General features: G+C 48.8%; 24 protein-coding genes. All 24 read right to left on the reverse strand.

Annotated features, from left to right (window positions below; translation table 11 throughout):
- Window positions 1-74: 74 nt before the first annotated feature.
- Window positions 75-890, reverse strand: coding sequence for a substrate-binding periplasmic protein (locus tag E2I14_RS16175; protein WP_133330447.1), 816 nt, complete (start codon window positions 888-890; stop codon window positions 75-77).
- Between the two features lie 188 nt (window positions 891-1,078).
- A complete protein-coding gene (gene tatC, locus E2I14_RS16180; protein WP_133330449.1) occupies window positions 1,079-1,834 on the reverse strand; it encodes a twin-arginine translocase subunit TatC in 756 nt (251 codons plus the stop codon).
- 61 nt (window positions 1,835-1,895) lie between these two features.
- Window positions 1,896-2,381, reverse strand: coding sequence for a Sec-independent protein translocase protein TatB (tatB, locus tag E2I14_RS16185; RefSeq protein ID WP_133330451.1), 486 nt, complete (start codon window positions 2,379-2,381; stop codon window positions 1,896-1,898).
- Window positions 2,382-2,432: 51 nt separating this feature from the next.
- The gene (gene tatA, locus E2I14_RS16190; protein WP_133330453.1) at window positions 2,433-2,648 is read right to left on the reverse strand and encodes a Sec-independent protein translocase subunit TatA; all 216 of its coding nucleotides are present in this window, start codon (window positions 2,646-2,648) and stop codon (window positions 2,433-2,435) included.
- Window positions 2,649-2,665: 17 nt separating this feature from the next.
- A complete protein-coding gene (locus E2I14_RS16195; RefSeq protein WP_133330455.1) occupies window positions 2,666-3,037 on the reverse strand; it encodes a histidine triad nucleotide-binding protein in 372 nt (123 codons plus the stop codon).
- A 10-nt stretch (window positions 3,038-3,047) separates the two neighbouring features.
- Entirely contained in the window at window positions 3,048-3,419 is a 372-nt protein-coding gene (locus E2I14_RS16200) for a phosphoribosyl-ATP diphosphatase (RefSeq protein ID WP_133330457.1), read from the reverse strand.
- A gap of 19 nt (window positions 3,420-3,438) precedes the next feature.
- Complete coding sequence (hisI, locus tag E2I14_RS16205) at window positions 3,439-3,843, reverse strand: phosphoribosyl-AMP cyclohydrolase (protein ID WP_133330459.1); 405 nt, start codon at window positions 3,841-3,843, stop codon at window positions 3,439-3,441.
- Entirely contained in the window at window positions 3,840-4,604 is a 765-nt protein-coding gene (gene hisF / locus E2I14_RS16210) for an imidazole glycerol phosphate synthase subunit HisF (protein ID WP_133330461.1), read from the reverse strand. Before hisF ends, hisI begins: the two co-directional genes overlap by 4 nt.
- Window positions 4,601-5,371 carry a 1-(5-phosphoribosyl)-5-[(5-phosphoribosylamino)methylideneamino]imidazole-4-carboxamide isomerase gene (gene hisA / locus E2I14_RS16215; RefSeq protein WP_133330463.1) on the reverse strand — a complete coding sequence of 257 codons (771 nt, stop codon included), beginning with the start codon at window positions 5,369-5,371 and terminating at the stop codon, window positions 4,601-4,603. Before hisA ends, hisF begins: the two co-directional genes overlap by 4 nt.
- Before the next feature lie 127 nt (window positions 5,372-5,498).
- Entirely contained in the window at window positions 5,499-6,149 is a 651-nt protein-coding gene (hisH, locus tag E2I14_RS16220; protein ID WP_133330465.1) for an imidazole glycerol phosphate synthase subunit HisH, read from the reverse strand.
- Window positions 6,150-6,152: 3 nt separating this feature from the next.
- On the reverse strand, window positions 6,153-6,764 hold the full coding sequence (hisB, locus tag E2I14_RS16225) for an imidazoleglycerol-phosphate dehydratase HisB (RefSeq protein ID WP_133330467.1): 612 nt from the start codon (window positions 6,762-6,764) through the stop codon (window positions 6,153-6,155).
- 79 nt (window positions 6,765-6,843) lie between these two features.
- Window positions 6,844-7,923 carry a histidinol-phosphate transaminase gene (hisC, locus tag E2I14_RS16230; RefSeq protein ID WP_133330469.1) on the reverse strand — a complete coding sequence of 360 codons (1,080 nt, stop codon included), beginning with the start codon at window positions 7,921-7,923 and terminating at the stop codon, window positions 6,844-6,846.
- A gap of 64 nt (window positions 7,924-7,987) precedes the next feature.
- A complete protein-coding gene (hisD, locus tag E2I14_RS16235) occupies window positions 7,988-9,331 on the reverse strand; it encodes a histidinol dehydrogenase (protein ID WP_133330471.1) in 1,344 nt (447 codons plus the stop codon).
- 2 nt (window positions 9,332-9,333) lie between these two features.
- On the reverse strand, window positions 9,334-9,987 hold the full coding sequence (gene hisG, locus E2I14_RS16240) for an ATP phosphoribosyltransferase (protein WP_133330473.1): 654 nt from the start codon (window positions 9,985-9,987) through the stop codon (window positions 9,334-9,336).
- Between the two features lie 21 nt (window positions 9,988-10,008).
- Window positions 10,009-11,259, reverse strand: coding sequence for a UDP-N-acetylglucosamine 1-carboxyvinyltransferase (murA, locus tag E2I14_RS16245; RefSeq protein ID WP_133330475.1), 1,251 nt, complete (start codon window positions 11,257-11,259; stop codon window positions 10,009-10,011).
- Window positions 11,259-11,495 carry a BolA family protein gene (locus E2I14_RS16250; RefSeq protein ID WP_133330477.1) on the reverse strand — a complete coding sequence of 79 codons (237 nt, stop codon included), beginning with the start codon at window positions 11,493-11,495 and terminating at the stop codon, window positions 11,259-11,261. The genes murA and E2I14_RS16250 overlap by 1 nt, the downstream gene beginning before the upstream one ends.
- Before the next feature lie 49 nt (window positions 11,496-11,544).
- The gene (locus E2I14_RS16255) at window positions 11,545-12,300 is read right to left on the reverse strand and encodes an ABC transporter permease (protein ID WP_133330479.1); all 756 of its coding nucleotides are present in this window, start codon (window positions 12,298-12,300) and stop codon (window positions 11,545-11,547) included.
- Window positions 12,297-13,199, reverse strand: a complete 903-nt coding sequence (locus E2I14_RS16260; RefSeq protein WP_133330480.1) for an ABC transporter ATP-binding protein — start codon at window positions 13,197-13,199, stop codon at window positions 12,297-12,299. Before E2I14_RS16260 ends, E2I14_RS16255 begins: the two co-directional genes overlap by 4 nt.
- A gap of 340 nt (window positions 13,200-13,539) precedes the next feature.
- Entirely contained in the window at window positions 13,540-13,791 is a 252-nt protein-coding gene (locus E2I14_RS16265) for an STAS domain-containing protein (protein WP_133330482.1), read from the reverse strand.
- Window positions 13,791-14,438, reverse strand: a complete 648-nt coding sequence (locus tag E2I14_RS16270) for an MlaC/ttg2D family ABC transporter substrate-binding protein (protein ID WP_133330484.1) — start codon at window positions 14,436-14,438, stop codon at window positions 13,791-13,793. Before E2I14_RS16270 ends, E2I14_RS16265 begins: the two co-directional genes overlap by 1 nt.
- Before the next feature lie 71 nt (window positions 14,439-14,509).
- On the reverse strand, window positions 14,510-15,358 hold the full coding sequence (locus E2I14_RS16275; protein ID WP_133330486.1) for an MlaA family lipoprotein: 849 nt from the start codon (window positions 15,356-15,358) through the stop codon (window positions 14,510-14,512).
- Window positions 15,355-15,828 (reverse strand): outer membrane lipid asymmetry maintenance protein MlaD, encoded by a 474-nt coding sequence (gene mlaD / locus E2I14_RS16280; protein WP_133330488.1) that lies wholly within the window; start codon window positions 15,826-15,828, stop codon window positions 15,355-15,357. The genes E2I14_RS16275 and mlaD overlap by 4 nt, the downstream gene beginning before the upstream one ends.
- Window positions 15,829-15,931: 103 nt before the next feature.
- Window positions 15,932-16,711 (reverse strand): lipid asymmetry maintenance ABC transporter permease subunit MlaE, encoded by a 780-nt coding sequence (gene mlaE, locus E2I14_RS16285; protein WP_133330490.1) that lies wholly within the window; start codon window positions 16,709-16,711, stop codon window positions 15,932-15,934.
- On the reverse strand, window positions 16,708-17,511 hold the full coding sequence (locus tag E2I14_RS16290) for an ABC transporter ATP-binding protein (RefSeq protein ID WP_133330492.1): 804 nt from the start codon (window positions 17,509-17,511) through the stop codon (window positions 16,708-16,710). The genes mlaE and E2I14_RS16290 overlap by 4 nt, the downstream gene beginning before the upstream one ends.
- Between the last annotated feature and the right edge of the window lie 62 nt (window positions 17,512-17,573).

Genomic DNA, 17,573 nt, shown 5'->3' on the forward strand with positions numbered 1-17,573 from the left:
TTTGACTTCAATATTTATCCATTTAAAAAAAGGCCAGTGAAACTAGGTAGCATGCGACTCCCTAAACATGCTTGCTATTTTTTGGGTGGATTTAAAAATAAACGTGATAATTCGCCGGTCTGTTTTGCCTTAACTAAAGCGAAATTAAGTCGATCTAAATATGCATCGTTGTAACCTGGTGCCACCGCAAAGTGGATGGAAATTGTAGCGGCGGGTTTAGGAACGACACAATAGGGTCGTGTTTTCATTGAACCAGTTTCTTGAATTGCTAAGCGACCATATTGACGAGTTAAGATTTCTTGAAGGTAGTCAGGACTTCCAATCTGACTGTACACCAAAATTCCATCTTCTCGCTGCTTTAACAATTTTTGCATTCTCGACACGGAATCGTTCACATCATAGTCAATTCTGGCGTAATTATTTAATGCAGCATCAAGCTCCTCACCGTACGAAGTCTCTCGAACGATCCCTATCGTTTTCCCTTCCAAATCTTTCAGTTTATTGAAAACAAATTTGGTATCGCATCGCTTAACAATCCAAACATAGTCAAAATAAACTGGCTCACTAAATTTAAAATCTAAAGTGCGATTGGGTGTGATGGAGGCGCCGAATAAAAATCCGTGTCCGCTTTTCGCCAACAGCAGCGCGCGCTTCCAAGGGTAGCGTTTGAACTCGAATTGAACATTGGTTTCTTTTTCAAGATACTTAAACAATTCAGTCGTATTTTTATTGAATGGAATCGTTGCCTCTGCCGTGTCAGAGTTCATATTACTAAGAATTGTAATTTTAGTAGCGTCTTGGGCTGCAGCCGGATTGAGTTGAATAACCAGACCAAGTATCGCAATTGCTGACGTAAGCATAAAGTTCGCCTTTACTGTGTTGATTTCCATCTAAAACTGCCCCTTAAAAGCAAGCCGCTCGATTTGAATGCAAGGGTAACCAATACGCTTGATAAAATTCGGTGTAATTAAGGAACGAGATTAGGGAAGCCCGCCTAACAGTTTGCCTGCCCATTTCGCAATCGTAGAGGCGGATTCAGTGCAGCAAACAAACGGGCAACTTATGTGCTTACCGCAGGCTAGCTATTGTCTTGCACCGGCGCGGTTGTGGCTTTGGCAAACCAAGGCGCAATTAACAAGCCAAGTTCGTACAACAAGCACATTGGCACGGCCAACAGCAACTGGCTGGTCACGTCAGGTGGGGTCACGATCGCGGCGACAACGAACGCGCCGACGATTACGTAGGGTCGAATGGCTTTTAACTTTTCAACCGAAACAAAGCCCATACGCACTAACACGATGACGATGATCGGCACTTCAAAGGTCACGCCGAAGGCCAAAAACATGGTCAATACAAAATCGAGATAGCTTTCAATGTCGGGAGCGACCGCAATTGATTTAGGCGCAAATTGATTCACGAACGAGAACACCACACGGAATACAAAGAAATAACAAAACGCAACGCCTGCAATAAACAGGGCGGAGGATGCAATCACTAATGGGGCGATTAGGCGTTTCTCATGGGTGTACAAACCCGGCGCGATAAAGGCCCAAATTTGATACAACACCCAAGGCAGGGAGATCAACAAAGCTAGTACCAAGGTGACTTTGACTGGAATTAAAAACGGGGTAATCACGCCGGTCGCAATCATGTGCGCGCCAGCAGGCAAGGCTTGCATCATTGGCGCAGCCAGCAAGTCAAAGATTTGCGAGGCAAACGGCATTAGCGCTAAAAATACCAACACAACCACAATCGAAATGCGCACCAAGCGATCACGCAACTCGATTAAATGCGAGATGAAACTGGCTAAATTGTCGCTGGAGGAATCAGACATGAGTCACTTTTAAAGTCGGTGCAATTAACTAAATATTGAGGTCAAACTCGGGCTAGCGAGTTTAATAAAATGACTGATTGGTTTTCGGCTTTGGGCGGTATTTTGCCACGCGCGCCGATGCGGACAATAACCTAGTTTTGCTGCCGGTTTGCTGCTTATACCAGCCAGGCAAGGCCGAATTACGCACCACTTTTTTACGACGAAATTCACGCGCTTTGCGAGCAAGTTGATCGGGCTCTGGGATCGGTTGCGTATTCTCAGCGGGATCTTGCCAAATCGAGTTGACGTTTTGCTCAACCTCGGCCATTTCTTTGGCGACCGTGGATTGCAGATCGGTGGCCGCTTCCTGCATGTTTTGCTGCATTTTACGCAACTCATCTAGCTCAATTTCGCGGCTAACTTCGGCTTTGACATCGTTGAGATAACGCTGCGCCCGTCCCAATAAAGAACCTGCCATGCGGGCGACTTTAGGCAGTTTTTCAGGGCCGATCACGATTAACGCGACGGCACCAATCATGGCTAGTTTGGCTAAACCGAGATCAATCATGGCGCGCAGCTGTAATGGTTAATACGCAAAGCGACGGGAACAAAGAAAACACTATTTTTTCTCTTTGGCGTCAACATCTACTGTCGAAGCGTCGGCAACTTGTGATGGCGTGGCGGGCTTTTTATCTTCTTCGCCTTTCATGCCGTCTTTAAATCCTTTCACTGCTTTACCTAAATCTTCACCGATATTGCCGAGTTTTTTAGTACCAAAAACCAGCATGACGATGACCAAGACGATTAACCAGTGCCAAATACTAAATGAACCCATTTCAACTCCCTGTGTGTTTATGACTGACCGCGCCACGGGTGTGGGCCGCCGATCAAATGAATGTGTAGATGATAGACCTCTTGGCCGCCATCTGGTCCTGAATTAATTAACGTTTTAAAACCGCCGCTGCGATTTCCTGCATTATCTACCTTAACTTGGCAATCGTGCTGCGCGGCCAATTGTGGAACCAACGCAAGCATTCTACCAAGCAACTCGGTATCGCTGCTAGTGCAGTCGGATAAGGTGTGAATATGGCGCTTGGGGATGATCAATAAATGCACCGGTGCGGCGGGGTGAATGTCTTTAAAAACCAGCAATTCATCGTCTTCGTGCACCTTGGATGACGGGATAGTTCCCGCGGCGATCTTACAGAATAAGCAGTTTTCCATCGTTATCCTCTCAAGATTTGGTTTGTTCTTGCGCATCACGTAAGATGTCTTTGCGTGCGGCTTTTTCTTCGATGCCAGAAATACCTTCGCGCCGCGCTAATTCGTCCAACACAGCTTGGGGTGAAATATCAAATTGGGCCAACATCACCAGCGAGTGAAACCACAAATCAGCGCATTCGTAGATTAAATCGCTGTGGTCGCCCGATACGCGCGCGTCTTTGGCGGCCATGACGGTTTCGGTGGCTTCTTCACCGATTTTTTTAAGAATTGCGTCGTCGCCTTTGGCAAATAGGCGCGAAACGTAGGATTTTTCGGGATCACCGCCGTTGGCTAACTTGCGTGTCTCGATGACGTCCGCTAAACGTTGCAGGGTTGTGCTCATAATGGATGACCGGGTTGGATTATTTGTAGATGGATTCGGGATCTTTTAACACCGGATCAACCGCTTGCCATTCGCCTTGCTCGACATTGAGTTGCTGATAAAAACAGGAATGGCGGCCCGTATGACAGGCGATTTCCTCGACCAATTCGACCTTTAACAAGATTACATCGGCATCGCAATCGAGTCGGATATCGACGATCTTTTGGATGTGGCCAGATTCTTCGCCCTTGTGCCACAGCTTTTTGCGCGAACGACTCCAATACACCGCTTCGCCACATTCCACGGTTTTATCGAGCGCGTCGCGGTTCATCCACGCGAACATGAGCACGTCGTTAGTCCCTGCTTGCTGCGCAATCACCGGCACCAAACCGTTTTCATCCCACTGCACTTTGTTAAGCCATTTACTGCTGTTCTTCGTTGTCATGCCAACCTCATTGGAATACCACGCGCGGCCATGTAGTGCTTGGCCTCTTGCACCGTATGCTGTCCATAATGAAAAATACTTGCCGCCAACACTGCATCAGCGTGACCTAACTGAATGCCATCGGCTAAATCTTGCAAACTACCGACGCCGCCCGAAGCAATGACGGGAATTGAAATCGCATCCGACACAGCGCGCGTTAACGCTAAATCAAAGCCTGATTTAGTACCGTCTTTGTTCATGCTAGTTAACAGAATTTCGCCCGCGCCTAATTGCTCCAACTGGCGCGCCCACTGCACCACATCAAGGCCAGTCGCGTTGCGCCCGCCGTGTGTATAGACTTCCCATTTGTCGGGCGCGGTTTGTTTGGCATCGATCGCGACCACGATACATTGCGAGCCGTATTTTTGCGCCGCATCGCCCACCAATTGAGGGTTAGTCACCGCAGAGGTATTCATGCTGACTTTATCGGCCCCCGCATTGAGCAAGCGGCGCACGTCTTCGACCACACGCACTCCGCCGCCAACAGTCAAAGGGATAAATACTTGCGAAGCGACTGCTTCGATAATCGACAGAATCAGATCGCGTTGATCTGAACTGGCGGTGATGTCGAGGAAAGTGATTTCGTCCGCGCCTTGGGCATCGTAGCGTCGTGCGATTTCCACCGGATCACCGGCATCGCGTAATTCGGTGAAATTAATTCCTTTAACTACCCTGCCCGCTGTGACGTCCAAACACGGGATGATACGTTTGGCTAAAGTCATTCGAACTCACTCAATTCGTCGGCGCGTGTTTGTGCGGTCAGTAAGTCTAGAGTGCCTTCGTAAATCGAGCGACCACAAATCACCGCTTCGATACCTTCATCTTGCACCGCGCACAGGGCTTCCACATCAGCCAAATTATGCACGCCGCCCGAGGCGATAATTGGAATACTTACGGCTTGCGCTAATCGCACCGTGGCTTCGATATTCACGCCGCCCATCATGCCATCGCGGCCGATATCGGTATAGACGATCGATTCAACGCCGTAGCCTTCAAATTTTTTGGCTAGATCAATTACTTCGTGGCCCGATAATTTACTCCAACCATCGGTTGCGACTTTGCCGTCTTTGGCATCCAGACCAACAATCACCTGGCCGGGAAATGCGCTGCATGCATCGTGCAAAAAGCCGGGGCTTTTCACCGCCGCGGTGCCGATAATAATGTAGCTCAGGCCGTTATTTAAATAGCGATCAATTGTGTCCAAATCGCGAATGCCACCACCTAATTGAATCGGGATTTCGTCGATATCATTGTCTTCTGCGTATTGCTGTACCATTTTAATGATCGCTTTGACCGCCGACTCGTTTTTAGGCTTACCGGCGAAGGCGCCATTCAAATCAACCAAATGCAAACGACGCGCGCCTTGCTGCAACCAATGTAGCGCCATTTCGGCGGGATCTTCAGAGAAAACAGTAGCTTGGTCCATATCGCCTTGTTTGAGGCGCACACAATGACCGTCTTTCAGGTCGATAGCAGGGATGAGCAGCATGGCATGTAGAATTTATAAGAAAATGAAATGAGGAGGGGGTTAGGTTTAGTTCAACTTAAAAATCGCTTCTAGCATCTTACTTTATAGCCGACTTTGGCGGGATAGGTAAGGAACAAATTAGCGTTAATTACGGCTTCCAATTTGCAAAATTTTGATACAACTGCAAACCAACCGCGGCACTTTTTTCTGGATGAAATTGTGTAGCGAAAATATTATCACGCGCTACGGCGCTTGCAAACGGTTGTCCGTAATCTGTCCAGCCCACAGTATGCGCATCATTGGCTGGTTTAGCGTAAAAACTATGTACAAAATAGAAATAGCTATGATCCGCCACGCCAGCCCACAGCGGGTGGCGCGCACCGGATTGGCCCGCTTGATCGACTTGATTCCAGCCCATTTGCGGCACTTTAAAGCGCGACCCGTCGGCCTGCAATTGATTGGCTAAATCAAACCGTTCAACCTTACCAGGTAACAAGCCTAGACCGTTCGTGTCACCTTCGGCGCTCCAATCAAACAACATTTGCTCGCCGACGCATACGCCAAATAGCGGCTTATTGCGCGCAGCTTCTAATACGGCTTCCTGCAGACCGCTTTCGCGCAAGCAGGACATGCAATCGGGCATCGCGCCTTGACCCGGTAATACGACACGATCAGCTTGTTTAATGGCGGCGACTTCGCTGGAAATTTGCACATCCGCGTCCGGTGCGGCGGCGCGTAATGCTTGTGCTACCGAACGTAAATTGCCCATTCCGTAGTCAACCACGACAATTCTATTCATGGCTTACAAACATCCCTTGGTGGAAGGGATGACTCCAAAGGAGCGTTCGTCGAGTTCAACGGCCATACGTAAAGCGCGACCAAACGCTTTGAATACGGTTTCACATTGGTGATGCGCATTTTCACCGCGCAAATTATCAATATGCAGGGTTACCAAGGCGTGATTAACAAAGCCTTGGAAAAATTCGTGGGTTAAATCGACATCAAAACTGCCTATCATTGCGCGCTTAAACGGCACGTGGAATTCCAAACCGGGCCGACCGGAGCAATCCAACACAACGCGCGATAAGGCTTCGTCGAGTGGAACATAAGCGTGGCCGTAGCGGCGGATTCCCGATTTGCTCGACAACGCTTGCGCGAACGCTTGGCCTAAGGTGATGCCGACGTCTTCGACTGTGTGGTGCGCATCGATGTGCAAATCGCCTTTGGCTTCGATATCGAGATCAAACAAACCGTGGCGCGCAATTTGATCAAGCATGTGATCTAAGAACGGAACGCCGGTATTGAGTTTTTGCTGGCCAGTGCCATCGAGATTGATCGCAACACGAATTTGCGTTTCGTTGGTGTTGCGCGTGATTTCTGCGCGGCGCGCGGCTGTTGCTGGTTGAGCTTGCATAATAAAAGTGATATCCGTTACAGGTGAATGGTAAGGAAAAGCGATTACGTTGCTGAATTCAGATCGATGTCTGGTTAGCTCAGGCTTCTAACAGGGTCGCCTTGAGCGCATCAATAAACAGCCGGTTTTCTTCTGGAGTGCTAACCGTAACACGCAAGCAATTAGTTAGCAAAGGGTGCATTTTACCGACATTTTTAATTAAAATTCGACGAGCTAGTAATTTTTTGAAAATTTGTTCGGAATTTTCAATCTTTATCAGTACAAAATTAGCTTTAGACGGAAATGCATGCACGTTTTTAATGCTTTGCAGCTCCTTGATCAGCGCTTCCCGTTCAACACATAGCTTGTGCGCCTGCTCATCAAAAATCGACATGTGATCCAGCAAAAATTCTGCCGCGGCCGCCGTCAACACGTTGATGTTATAAGGCGGACGCACTTTTTCAACTTCGGCTAACAATTCTGGTGCAGCCGACATGTAACCCAAGCGCAAACCAGCCAACCCGATTTTGGACACGGTGCGCATCACGATAACGTGCGCGAATTCGGGCAAGCGCGGCATCATACTGCTCGGCGCGAACGGTTGGTAGGCTTCGTCAATCACCACCAAACCGATGTCACTCATGGCATTAATCAATTGCAGTAAATCAGCTTCATCAAACCAACTTCCGGTCGGATTGTTGGGATTGGCCAAATACAACAAGGCTGGACGATGTTCTTGGATCGCCGCCAACATAGCGGACATATCCAAGCCCAAGTCTTCGCTGAGAGGAACACCGACAAATTCCATCCCAGCCAATTGCGCCGAGATTGCGTACATCACAAAGGTCGGGATCGGCGCGACAACTTTAGCGCCGGGTTTAGCGCAGGCAATCGACAACATGCTGATCAATTCATCCGAGCCATTGCCGAGCATGACGTCAAAGCCAGCGGGGATGCCGAATTCGCGGCAGATTTTGTCTTTCAGCAGGCGATACGTCGGCACTGGATAGCGATTTAACGCTACGTGCGCCAAGTGTGCGCCGAATTCTGCCTTGATCGCGTCAGGTAACGGGTAAGGATTTTCCATCGCATCCAACTTCACCATGTTGTGCGCGTCAGGCACATGATAAGACGATTGGGCGAGGATTTCGGGACGGATGATGGTGCTAATCAAAGACATGATTTTTCAACTTGGTTGAACGACTAAGTTAGTCAGATTGGGTTCGATTGTGCTGGCCTAGGACTTATTTGCTTAAGCGTAGTTCGGCCGAGCGCGCATGTGCTTGCAATCCTTCGCCATACGCTAGCGTGGCGGCGACTTTACCTAAGGTTTGCGCGCCAGCGTGACTGACGTTAATCATGCTGCTGCGTTTTTGAAAATCGTAGACACCCAAGGGTGACGAAAAACGTGCTGTGCGCGAAGTCGGCAAAACATGATTCGGGCCAGCGCAATAATCGCCCAACGCTTCGGACGAAAACTGACCCAAGAAAATCGCGCCAGCATGGCGAATTTTTTCTGCCCAATGTTCTGGCTGCTGCGCTGAAATTTCAAGATGCTCGGCCGCAATCGAATTGGCGATTGCACAGGCTTCGTCCATATCGCGCACTAAAATTAACGCGCCGCGATTGGTTAAGGAAGTGCGGATAATTTGGTGGCGCGGCATGGTGTCGATTAAGCGGTTAATGCTGGCTTCGACCTCGGCAATGTAAGCAGCATCGGGACAGAGCAAGATTGATTGCGCTAATTCATCGTGCTCGGCTTGCGAAAATAAATCCATTGCTACCCAATCTGGATTGGTTGTGCCATCGCACAGCACCAAAATCTCAGAAGGTCCAGCAATCATGTCGATGCCCACCGTACCAAACACGCGGCGCTTGGCAGCAGCAACGTAGGCATTGCCGGGGCCGACGATTTTATCGACAGCGGGAATGGTTTGCGTGCCGTAGGCTAACGCACCAACTGCTTGCGCCCCGCCGATGGTGAAGATGCGATCGACACCTGCAACTTTAGCGGCAGCCAGTACCAATTGATTTTTAACGCCATCGGGTGTTGGCACCACCATAATTACTTCGGCCACACCAGCCACTTTGGCAGGAATGGCGTTCATTAACACCGAAGACGGGTAGGCTGCTTTACCGCCCGGTACGTACATGCCGACTTTGTCTAACGGCGTGACTTTTTGACCTAACACGGTGCCATCGGCTTCGGTATAACTAAAGCCAGCGGAGCCGCATTCTTGCTTTTGAATCTGATGGTAAGCACGCACCCGTTGCGCGGCGGTTTCTAATGCGGTGCGTTGCTCTGGCGTTAAACCATCCAAGGCTTGCTGCATTTCTTGCTGGCTGATTTCTAGCGCCGCAACGGAAGTCACATTTAAGCGATCAAAGCGTTGGGTGGCTGCTAAAACTGCTGAGTCGCCGTGAGTTTTTACGTTGAATAAAATCTGCGCAACCGCTTTGTCTATCGCTTCATCCTCGCTCGCTTCGAATGCTAACAGTGTCGATAAACGCGCGTGAAAATCAGCGTCGGTCGAATTTAGTTTGGTAATACTCAGTGGAGCAGTTGCAAAGGAAGTGAGCGCAGTCATAACTAATTAATGTTGAGTGAAGCAGATTCAAAGGCGGTCAAAATGGGTTGCAAGGCTTCGCGCTTTAATTTGAGCGCAGCTTGATTGACGATCAAGCGCGAGGAAATATCCATGATCTCTTCCACCTCGACCAAATTATTGGCGCGCAGGGTGTTACCAGTGCTAACCAGATCGACGATGACGTCGGATAAGCCAATCAAGGGGGCCAATTCCATCGAGCCGTATAACTTAATCAAATCAACGTGCACGCCTTTGCTAGCGAAATGGCGACGCGCGATTTCAACGTATTTAGTCGCCACGCGCAAACGCGCACCCTGACGCACGGCGCTAGCGTAATCAAAACCTTGGGCGACAGCGACCGACATACGGCACGCGGCAATGCGTAAATCAATGGGTTGATACAAACCATCGCCACCATGTTCGATCAACACGTCTTTGCCCGCCACGCCGAAATCAGCCGCGCCGTATTGCACATACGTTGGCACGTCCGAGGCGCGCACGATAATGACGCGCAAATGCGGATTGGAGGTTGGCAAAATTAATTTGCGCGAGGTTTCTGGATTTTCCAAAACTTCAATACCTGCCGCATTTAACAGCGGCAACGTATCGTCAAAAATCCGACCTTTGGATAAGGCTAATGTCAGTTGCGTGGTCATAAAATAGCGATCAAATTCGGGTTAGGACACGCGTTGGATGTTGGCACCAAGTCCGGATAATTTCACTTCCATCCGATCGTAACCGCGATCTAAATGATAAATCCGATCGATTAACGTTTCGCCTTCGGCTGCCATCGCCGCAATCACTAAACTTGCCGATGCGCGTAAATCGGTTGCCATGACTGGCGCGCCGACTAATCGATCTACACCGCGCACAATCGCTGTGTGGCCTTCGATTTCGATCGAAGCACCCAATCGATTTAATTCTTGCACATGCATGAAGCGATTTTCGAAAATGGTTTCGGTCACTTGGCTAGTTCCCTGCGCGATGCAATTCAAGGCCATAAACTGCGCTTGCATATCGGTTGGGAAGCCGGGATATTCGGTTGTTCTGAAACTTACGGCTCTCGGACGTGAAGACATTTGAATCCGAATGGTATCGGCCTCAGCGATCAAAATCGCGCCAGCTTCGCGCAATTTATCGAGCGCTACATCCAAGATATCGGTGCGCGTGTTGGTCAACGTAACGTCGCCGCCAGTTGCTGCTACCGCGCACAAGAATGTCGCCGCTTCAACTCGATCAGAAATAATATGGTGTTGTGCGCCGTGCAGTTTTTCGACACCTTGAATCACCATGCGTGAACTGCCTATGCCGCTAATTTGTGCGCCCATCGCAACCAACAAATTAGCTAAATCAACGACTTCAGGTTCGCACGCGGCGTTTTCCAAAATGGTTTCGCCTTCCGCCAACGTTGCTGCCATCAAGAGATTTTCCGTGCCGGTCACGGTGATCATGTCAGTGACGATGCGTGTACCTTTGAGCTTTTTGGCTTTGGCATGAATGTAGCCGGCCTCGATGCTGATTTCAGCGCCCATGGCTTGTAAGCCCTTGATGTGCTGATCGACCGGACGTGCGCCGATTGCGCAGCCACCCGGCAAGGAAACTTTGGCTTCGCCAAAACGCGCCAACAATGGGCCTAAGGCCAAGATCGACGCGCGCATGGTTTTAACCAAATCGTACGGCGCTTCTAAATTGTGGATGTTGGCGCCATTCAAGGTAACTTGCTCGCCCGACGAATTCATCGTCAAACCCATTTGCGCGAGCAATTTTTCCATCGTTGCCACGTCTTTTAACTGCGGCAAATTGGTCAAATGCACATCGTCGCTAGTTAACAAACCAGCGCACAAAATAGGCAAGGCTGCGTTTTTAGCACCAGAAATTCTTACGTCACCCGTCAAGCGGGAACCGCCCGTAATCAGTAATTTATCCATTATTGTGCAAACTCTTCTGGTGTTAATGTTTTCATTGATAGCGCGTGAATTTCTTCGCGCATACGTTCGCCTAAAACGGCGTAGACCATTTGATGACGCTGAATTAAACGCTTACCGGCAAAGGCGGCGCAAACGATGGTTGCTTGAAAATGCTGACCGTCGCCCTCCACGCTTAAGTGGCTGCAATCTAAACCGGCAGCGATGTAATCTTTAATTTGTTCTGGAGTTGGTAACACGTTTATTTCCTTGTTCAATAATATCGTTGGCTAATTTGCGCTGCAGCGTCTAGCTTCTTAATTTGTAACCGCGTTTCAACATGCTCAACGCAATGGAGGCAAGCACAATGAAGAAGCCGACAACGACCGCCAAACTATGCAATGGCTGTACGTCAGATTGTCCAAAGAAGCCATAGCGGAAGCCATCAATCATGTAGAAAAATGGGTTGAAACTCGATACCGCTTGCCACACGGGCGGCAATGAATGAATCGAATAAAACACGCCCGACAAAAATGTCGCAGGCATGATTAAAAAGTTTTGGAACGAAGCGAGCTGATCGAATTTTTCTGCCCAAATTCCTGCGATCAAACCCATTGTTCCTAAGATCGCCGCGCCCATCACGGAGAACACAATAATCCACACCGGCGCAACAAAGGTCAAATCGGCAAACCAAGCGGTAATGACAAACACGCCCAAGCCGACCGTTAAGCCGCGCACGATGGAAGCCAACACGTAGGCGCTGAAAATTTCCCAATACGATAACGGCGGCAACAAAATAAATACCAAATTGCCGGTAATTTTGGATTGCATTAACGATGACGACGCGTTGGCGAATGAATTTTGCAGCACGCTCATCATGACCAAACCGGGAATCAAAAAGGAGGTATAACGCACCCCTGCATACACTTGCACATGCGAATCCAACACATGGCCAAAAATCAGCAAGTACAACATCGCTGTCATGATCGGCGCGGTAATGGTTTGCATTGCGACTTTCCAGAAGCGCAAAATCTCTTTATAGAATAACGTTTGAAAACCTATCATTTGTGACCGCCATCCATAATCTGTAAAAACACATCTTCCAAATCCGCTTGCTCTAATTGCAGGTCATCAATGCAGCAACCGGCTAAACGCAAGGTCGCCAAGATCGGTTCAATTTCATTGCTGTGATTAATACGCAAGCTGATGTAAGACGATTCGCTCGCGATTTGCAAAGGTCGCAAGGTGTCAGGCAAAGGCGCGCCCGACAGCCGCAATTTCAACTGGGAGCCGGCGACTTGTTCCAGCAATGCTTTAGTCGTATCTAAGGCTACTACCTTGCCCGCTTTGAGCATCGCGATGCGGCTGCATAAAGCTTGCGCTTCTTCCAAATAGTGCGTGGTCAACACTATCGTGTGGCCTTCGCGATTTAAGCGGCCGATGAATTTCCACAAAGTCTGGCGCAATTCAACGTCCACGCCAGCAGTCGGCTCATCGAGCACGATCACCGGCGGCTTGTGCACCAACGCTTGGGCAACCAACACGCGGCGTTTCATGCCGCCCGATAAGGCGCGCATATTAGTGTCGGCTTTGTTGGTCAGATCAAGGTTTTCCATGATCTCGTCTATCCACGCATCGTTCTTTTTTAGGCCGTAATAACCCAACTGCATGCGTAAGGTTTCTCGCACGGTAAAGAATGGATCAAACACCAATTCTTGTGGCACAACGCCTAGTTGGCGCCGCGCTGCGCGGTAATCGGTAACAACGTCATGCCCCATCACGCTCACGTGTCCGGAGTCCGCACGATTTAAGCCGGCAATGATAGAAATTAAGGTGGTTTTCCCCGCGCCGTTTGGACCCAACAAGCCAAAAAATTCGCCTTGTTCAATGCTGAGTGAAACACCGTCCAATGCCTGCAGATTGGGGTATTTTTTCTTGATATCGGTTATTTGTATGGCCGCCATGGGCTTAATGCTTTAAATAGTTATTTGTTGATCAGTGTGTCGGCTAATAATGAAATCATTAACCCAATTATGAGATTGTGCACCTGCGTTTTTCGTGCAGCATAAGGGGGATGATTATAGGGGAAATTAGAGGTATTGACTTGGGGAACTCAACTTTTAATGCGGATTTGGGAATGATGACTTCATTGAAACTTGAATGAAATTAACAATTAGCGCAAAAGTGAAGCGCGCCGCTCTCACAATTTAACCGATTTCGGGCAAAAATAAAGGCAAGCCGCGGCTTGCCTTTTTGGTCATTTTAAAATGTTTTGCCGCTCAGGCCGGTACCAATCCCACCAGACTAAACAAACTCGCCTACACCGTACAAGGTAATCAAGTTGGACAAATTGGTTGGTAAATCAGCAAAGCTGAGCGTTTTACCAATCTGCTTGGCATGTTTTTGCCACGCTATCATGCAAACCACCGCGCTTGAATCAATCTGCGTGGTTTGGCTAAACGAGACCGAGGTCTGGCCGCCATCAATGGCAGCAATCCCTGCTGCCATTTGTTGCATGGCATTGCCGTGGGTAAAAGTAGCAGCCGGTGTAAACATTATGATTTATTGGTTTTTGAGTAAGAGATCGCTAATTTTGCATTCTTGTCGCTCAAAAACTTGATCAAGCCATCCATGCCAGTTTTTGCAATTTGATCCGCAAAATTACCTTTGTAGGTTTCAATCAACCAAGCGCCGAGAACGTTGATGTCGTAGATTTTCCAGCCTTGAGCTGTTTTCGACAAACGGTAGTTCAATTGAATCGCATCGCCGACACGCGCTGTGACGACTTGGCTGCGAACTTCCACTTCAGTGTCTTGCGGATCAGCGCGGAATGGCTTGAATTCCAAGCGTTGATCTTTGACTTGGGACAATGCGCCTGAGTAGGTGTACACCAACAACGTGCGGAATTGCTTTACCAATTCTTGCTGTTGAACTGGAGTAGCCGAACGCCAGTTACGACCAGCAGCCAATTCCGTCATACGCTGAAAATCAATGTACGGCAGCACTTTGGCTTCAACCAAATCAAGCACTTTTTGCTTATTGCCCGCCTGAATATCCTTGTCATTTTTAGCAACATCGAGCACTTCATTGCTGATGCGCTTAATCAAAGCATCCGGCGCTTCGTCCGCGGCGCTTGCTGCACCAACTGAACCAAATAATAAAGCGCTACCTGCCAGCAAACCTAAGAGTATTTTTTTTAACATGTTTAGTCACATTCCATTTTTAATAAAACTGCACTTCGTACAAAAACGCAGGGCTTCTATCAGAGTACAAGTTACTTTTGACCGTCTTTAACTTCTTCACTTAACGGTTTGACTGCGGGGGCAGTTGACGTGTCAGGATCAGAGAGCTCTTTGAGTTCTTTCTTAGCCTCTTCATCACGCTCATCCTGCATTGCTTTGTAGTCTTCACGAATTTGTTTTGAGTCTTTAGCGTCTTCAATCTGACCGGCAATACGCTGCAAATAAGCATCACGAATGAAAGCATATTTATCTAGTGCGGCTTCTTCCAACAGCGAAGTCGTGCCTAAATAGCCCGCACGCTTGTCCACCAAGCGAATCACCGTTCCGGTATTACGGATCGAAACTGGGCGGTAGTACGACCAGACGTCAGCGTAGTAATCAATCGGCAAAGCGAAGGTGTCGCGCATCACCGATGGCCCTAAAAACGGCAGCACAATGTACGGACCTGCTGGCACGCCCCACACACCCAGCGTTTGTCCAAAATCTCTGCGATGTTTTGGAATACGCACTTCTGACGCAATATCAAGCAGACCTAAAAAACCAAAGGTGGAGTTCAAACTCACGCGCATTACGTCCGAAAAACCATCTTGGGCATTACCCTGCATAAAACTATTTAGTGCAGTCCACACGTCATTGATATTGCCGAAAAAATTACCGATCCCGGTCTGAACGAATCTAGGGAGAATGTCGGAGTAGGCTTGCGCTATCGGCTGGAATGCGTATTCATCGAAGCGATCATTAAATGTCGATGTAGAGCGGTTAAAGCTTTCAAACGGGTCTTTGTCACGCAACGGATTTTTGATATTGGTCAAAGCCGGAGTGGTGGCGCAACCGGATAACACGGTTAAGCTAAGTGCGATGATGAGCGCCTTGATTTTCATTTATTTTCTTCCTTGCCGTCAGCCGCTTTACTAAATAAGAACTGACTAATTAAATTTTCCAACACGATTGCCGATTGCGTCATTTTGATTTTGTCGCCCGCAACGAGATTATTGACGTCGCCACCTGGCTCAATCCCGATGTACTGCTCGCCTAGCAAACCAGAAGTCAAAATCTTGGCCGAACTGTCTTTTGGAAATTGATAACGGCTATCCATTTGCAATGTGACTTGCGCTTGGAAAGTTTTATCATCAAATTGAATCGAACCGACCCGTCCCACGACAACACCCGCACTCTTCACCGCTGCGCGTGGCTTTAAGCCGCCAATATTGTCGAACTTGGTGGTTACCGCATAGCTGTTGTTGAGCGAAAACGAGCTCATATTGCCGACCCGCAGCGCCAAAAACAGCAACGCTGCCGCACCCAACAACACGAATAAGCCAACCCAAAAATCCAATGATTTGTTTTGCATGTCACTTCCTTTACTGCCTGCTATCCCGCGATCAATTGGGGAGATATTTCGGCGAAATCGTTAATTGATTGAATATTATTTAAATGCGGCGCGAGTTCTACACCTACTGGAACATCAATGCGGTCAACACAAAATCGAGCCACAACACCATCAGCGACGACAATACGACGGTGCGCGTGGTGGCGCGTGATACGCCTTCAGGAGTTGGTTGCGCTTGATAGCCTTGATAGATTGCGATAAACGTAGCAGCTACGCCGAACACAATACTTTTGAGCACGCCGTTACCGATATCTTCCCAGAGATCAACCCCTCCCTGCATTTGCGACCAGAACGCGCCTTCATCCACACCGATTAATTGCACGCCCACTAAATAGCCACCAAACACACCCATTGCGGTGAATAAGGTCGCCAAAATCGGCATCGCGATAATTCCAGCGATAAAACGTGGTGCTAACACCCGTTGAATTGGATTGACAGCCATCATTTCCATCGCCGCCAATTGTTCGCCGGCTTTCATCAACCCGATTTCTGCGGTCAGCGAAGTGCCTGCGCGCCCGGCATATAACAACGCGGTAATAACGGGCCCTAATTCACGCGCCAAGGCCAATGCCACCAACAGACCTAACGCCTCTTCGGAACCATAACGATTGAGTGTGTAATAGCCTTGATAAGCCAATACGAATCCGACAAACAAACCCGACACCAAAATGATCACCAATGAGTAATTACCGATGAAATGTATCTGGGTAGTGATCAAACGTGGCCGTCTCCACAAACCGAAGCCACTCAATATAATTTGCCACAGCGTGCGAAACGCCAAACCGAGTTGCGCCAACCATGTCCGCACCGCATTGCCTAGATGCGCTATCCACTGAACTATCATGCCCCACCTCCTAAGCCAAGGTCTTGGGCTAATGACTTGCCAGGGTAATGGAACGGCACTGGGCCGTCGGCCCGCGCATTCACAAATTGTTGAACGTATGGATGTTGCGACGCCAGCATTTCGGCTGGGGTACCTGCGGCCACGATACTGCCTTGGGATAAGAAATACACATAATCGGCAATACCAAACGATTCGTGCACGTCGTGCGATACCAAAATGGACGTAGAGCCTAAGGCATCATTCAAATTACGAATCAAATTAGCGGTTACGCCCATGGAAATTGGGTCTAATCCCGCGAACGGTTCGTCGTACATAATCAGTTGCGGATCGAGCGCCACGGCGCGGGCCAAAGCTACTCGCCTAGCCATACCACCTGAAATTTCAGACGGTTTTAATTGCGCAGCATTGCGTAAGCCGACCGCATTTAACTTAAGCAAAACCAAGTCGCGCAACAGGTCTTCGGATAAATTGGTGTGTTCGCGCAGTGGAAAGGCAACGTTTTCAAATACGGTCAAATCAGTAAATAAGGCGCCGTGTTGAAACAGCATGCCCATGTTGCGCCGCTGTTTGTACAGCGTTTCGCTATTGGTCGGGGCAATCGATTCGCCCAGCAATTTTACGTCGCCAGAGTTAGGCGCAATTAAGCCGCCGATCAAGCGCAGAATGGTGGTTTTACCGGAACCGGAGCCGCCCATTACTGCAACGACTTTGTTGCGCGGAAACTGCATCGTCAGACCAGTTAAGATCGGGCGATCGCCATAGGCAAAATGTAAGTTGTTGATTTCGACGAGGTTAGTCACAGGCGTGGAATTTTTTTACAATTCGACATTGTAGAGCAAAACCTATATTTGCTGCAGAGCAC

Source organism: Sapientia aquatica, from assembly GCF_004358105.1.
Classification (GTDB): Bacteria; Pseudomonadota; Gammaproteobacteria; order Burkholderiales; family Burkholderiaceae_D; genus Solimicrobium; species Solimicrobium aquaticum.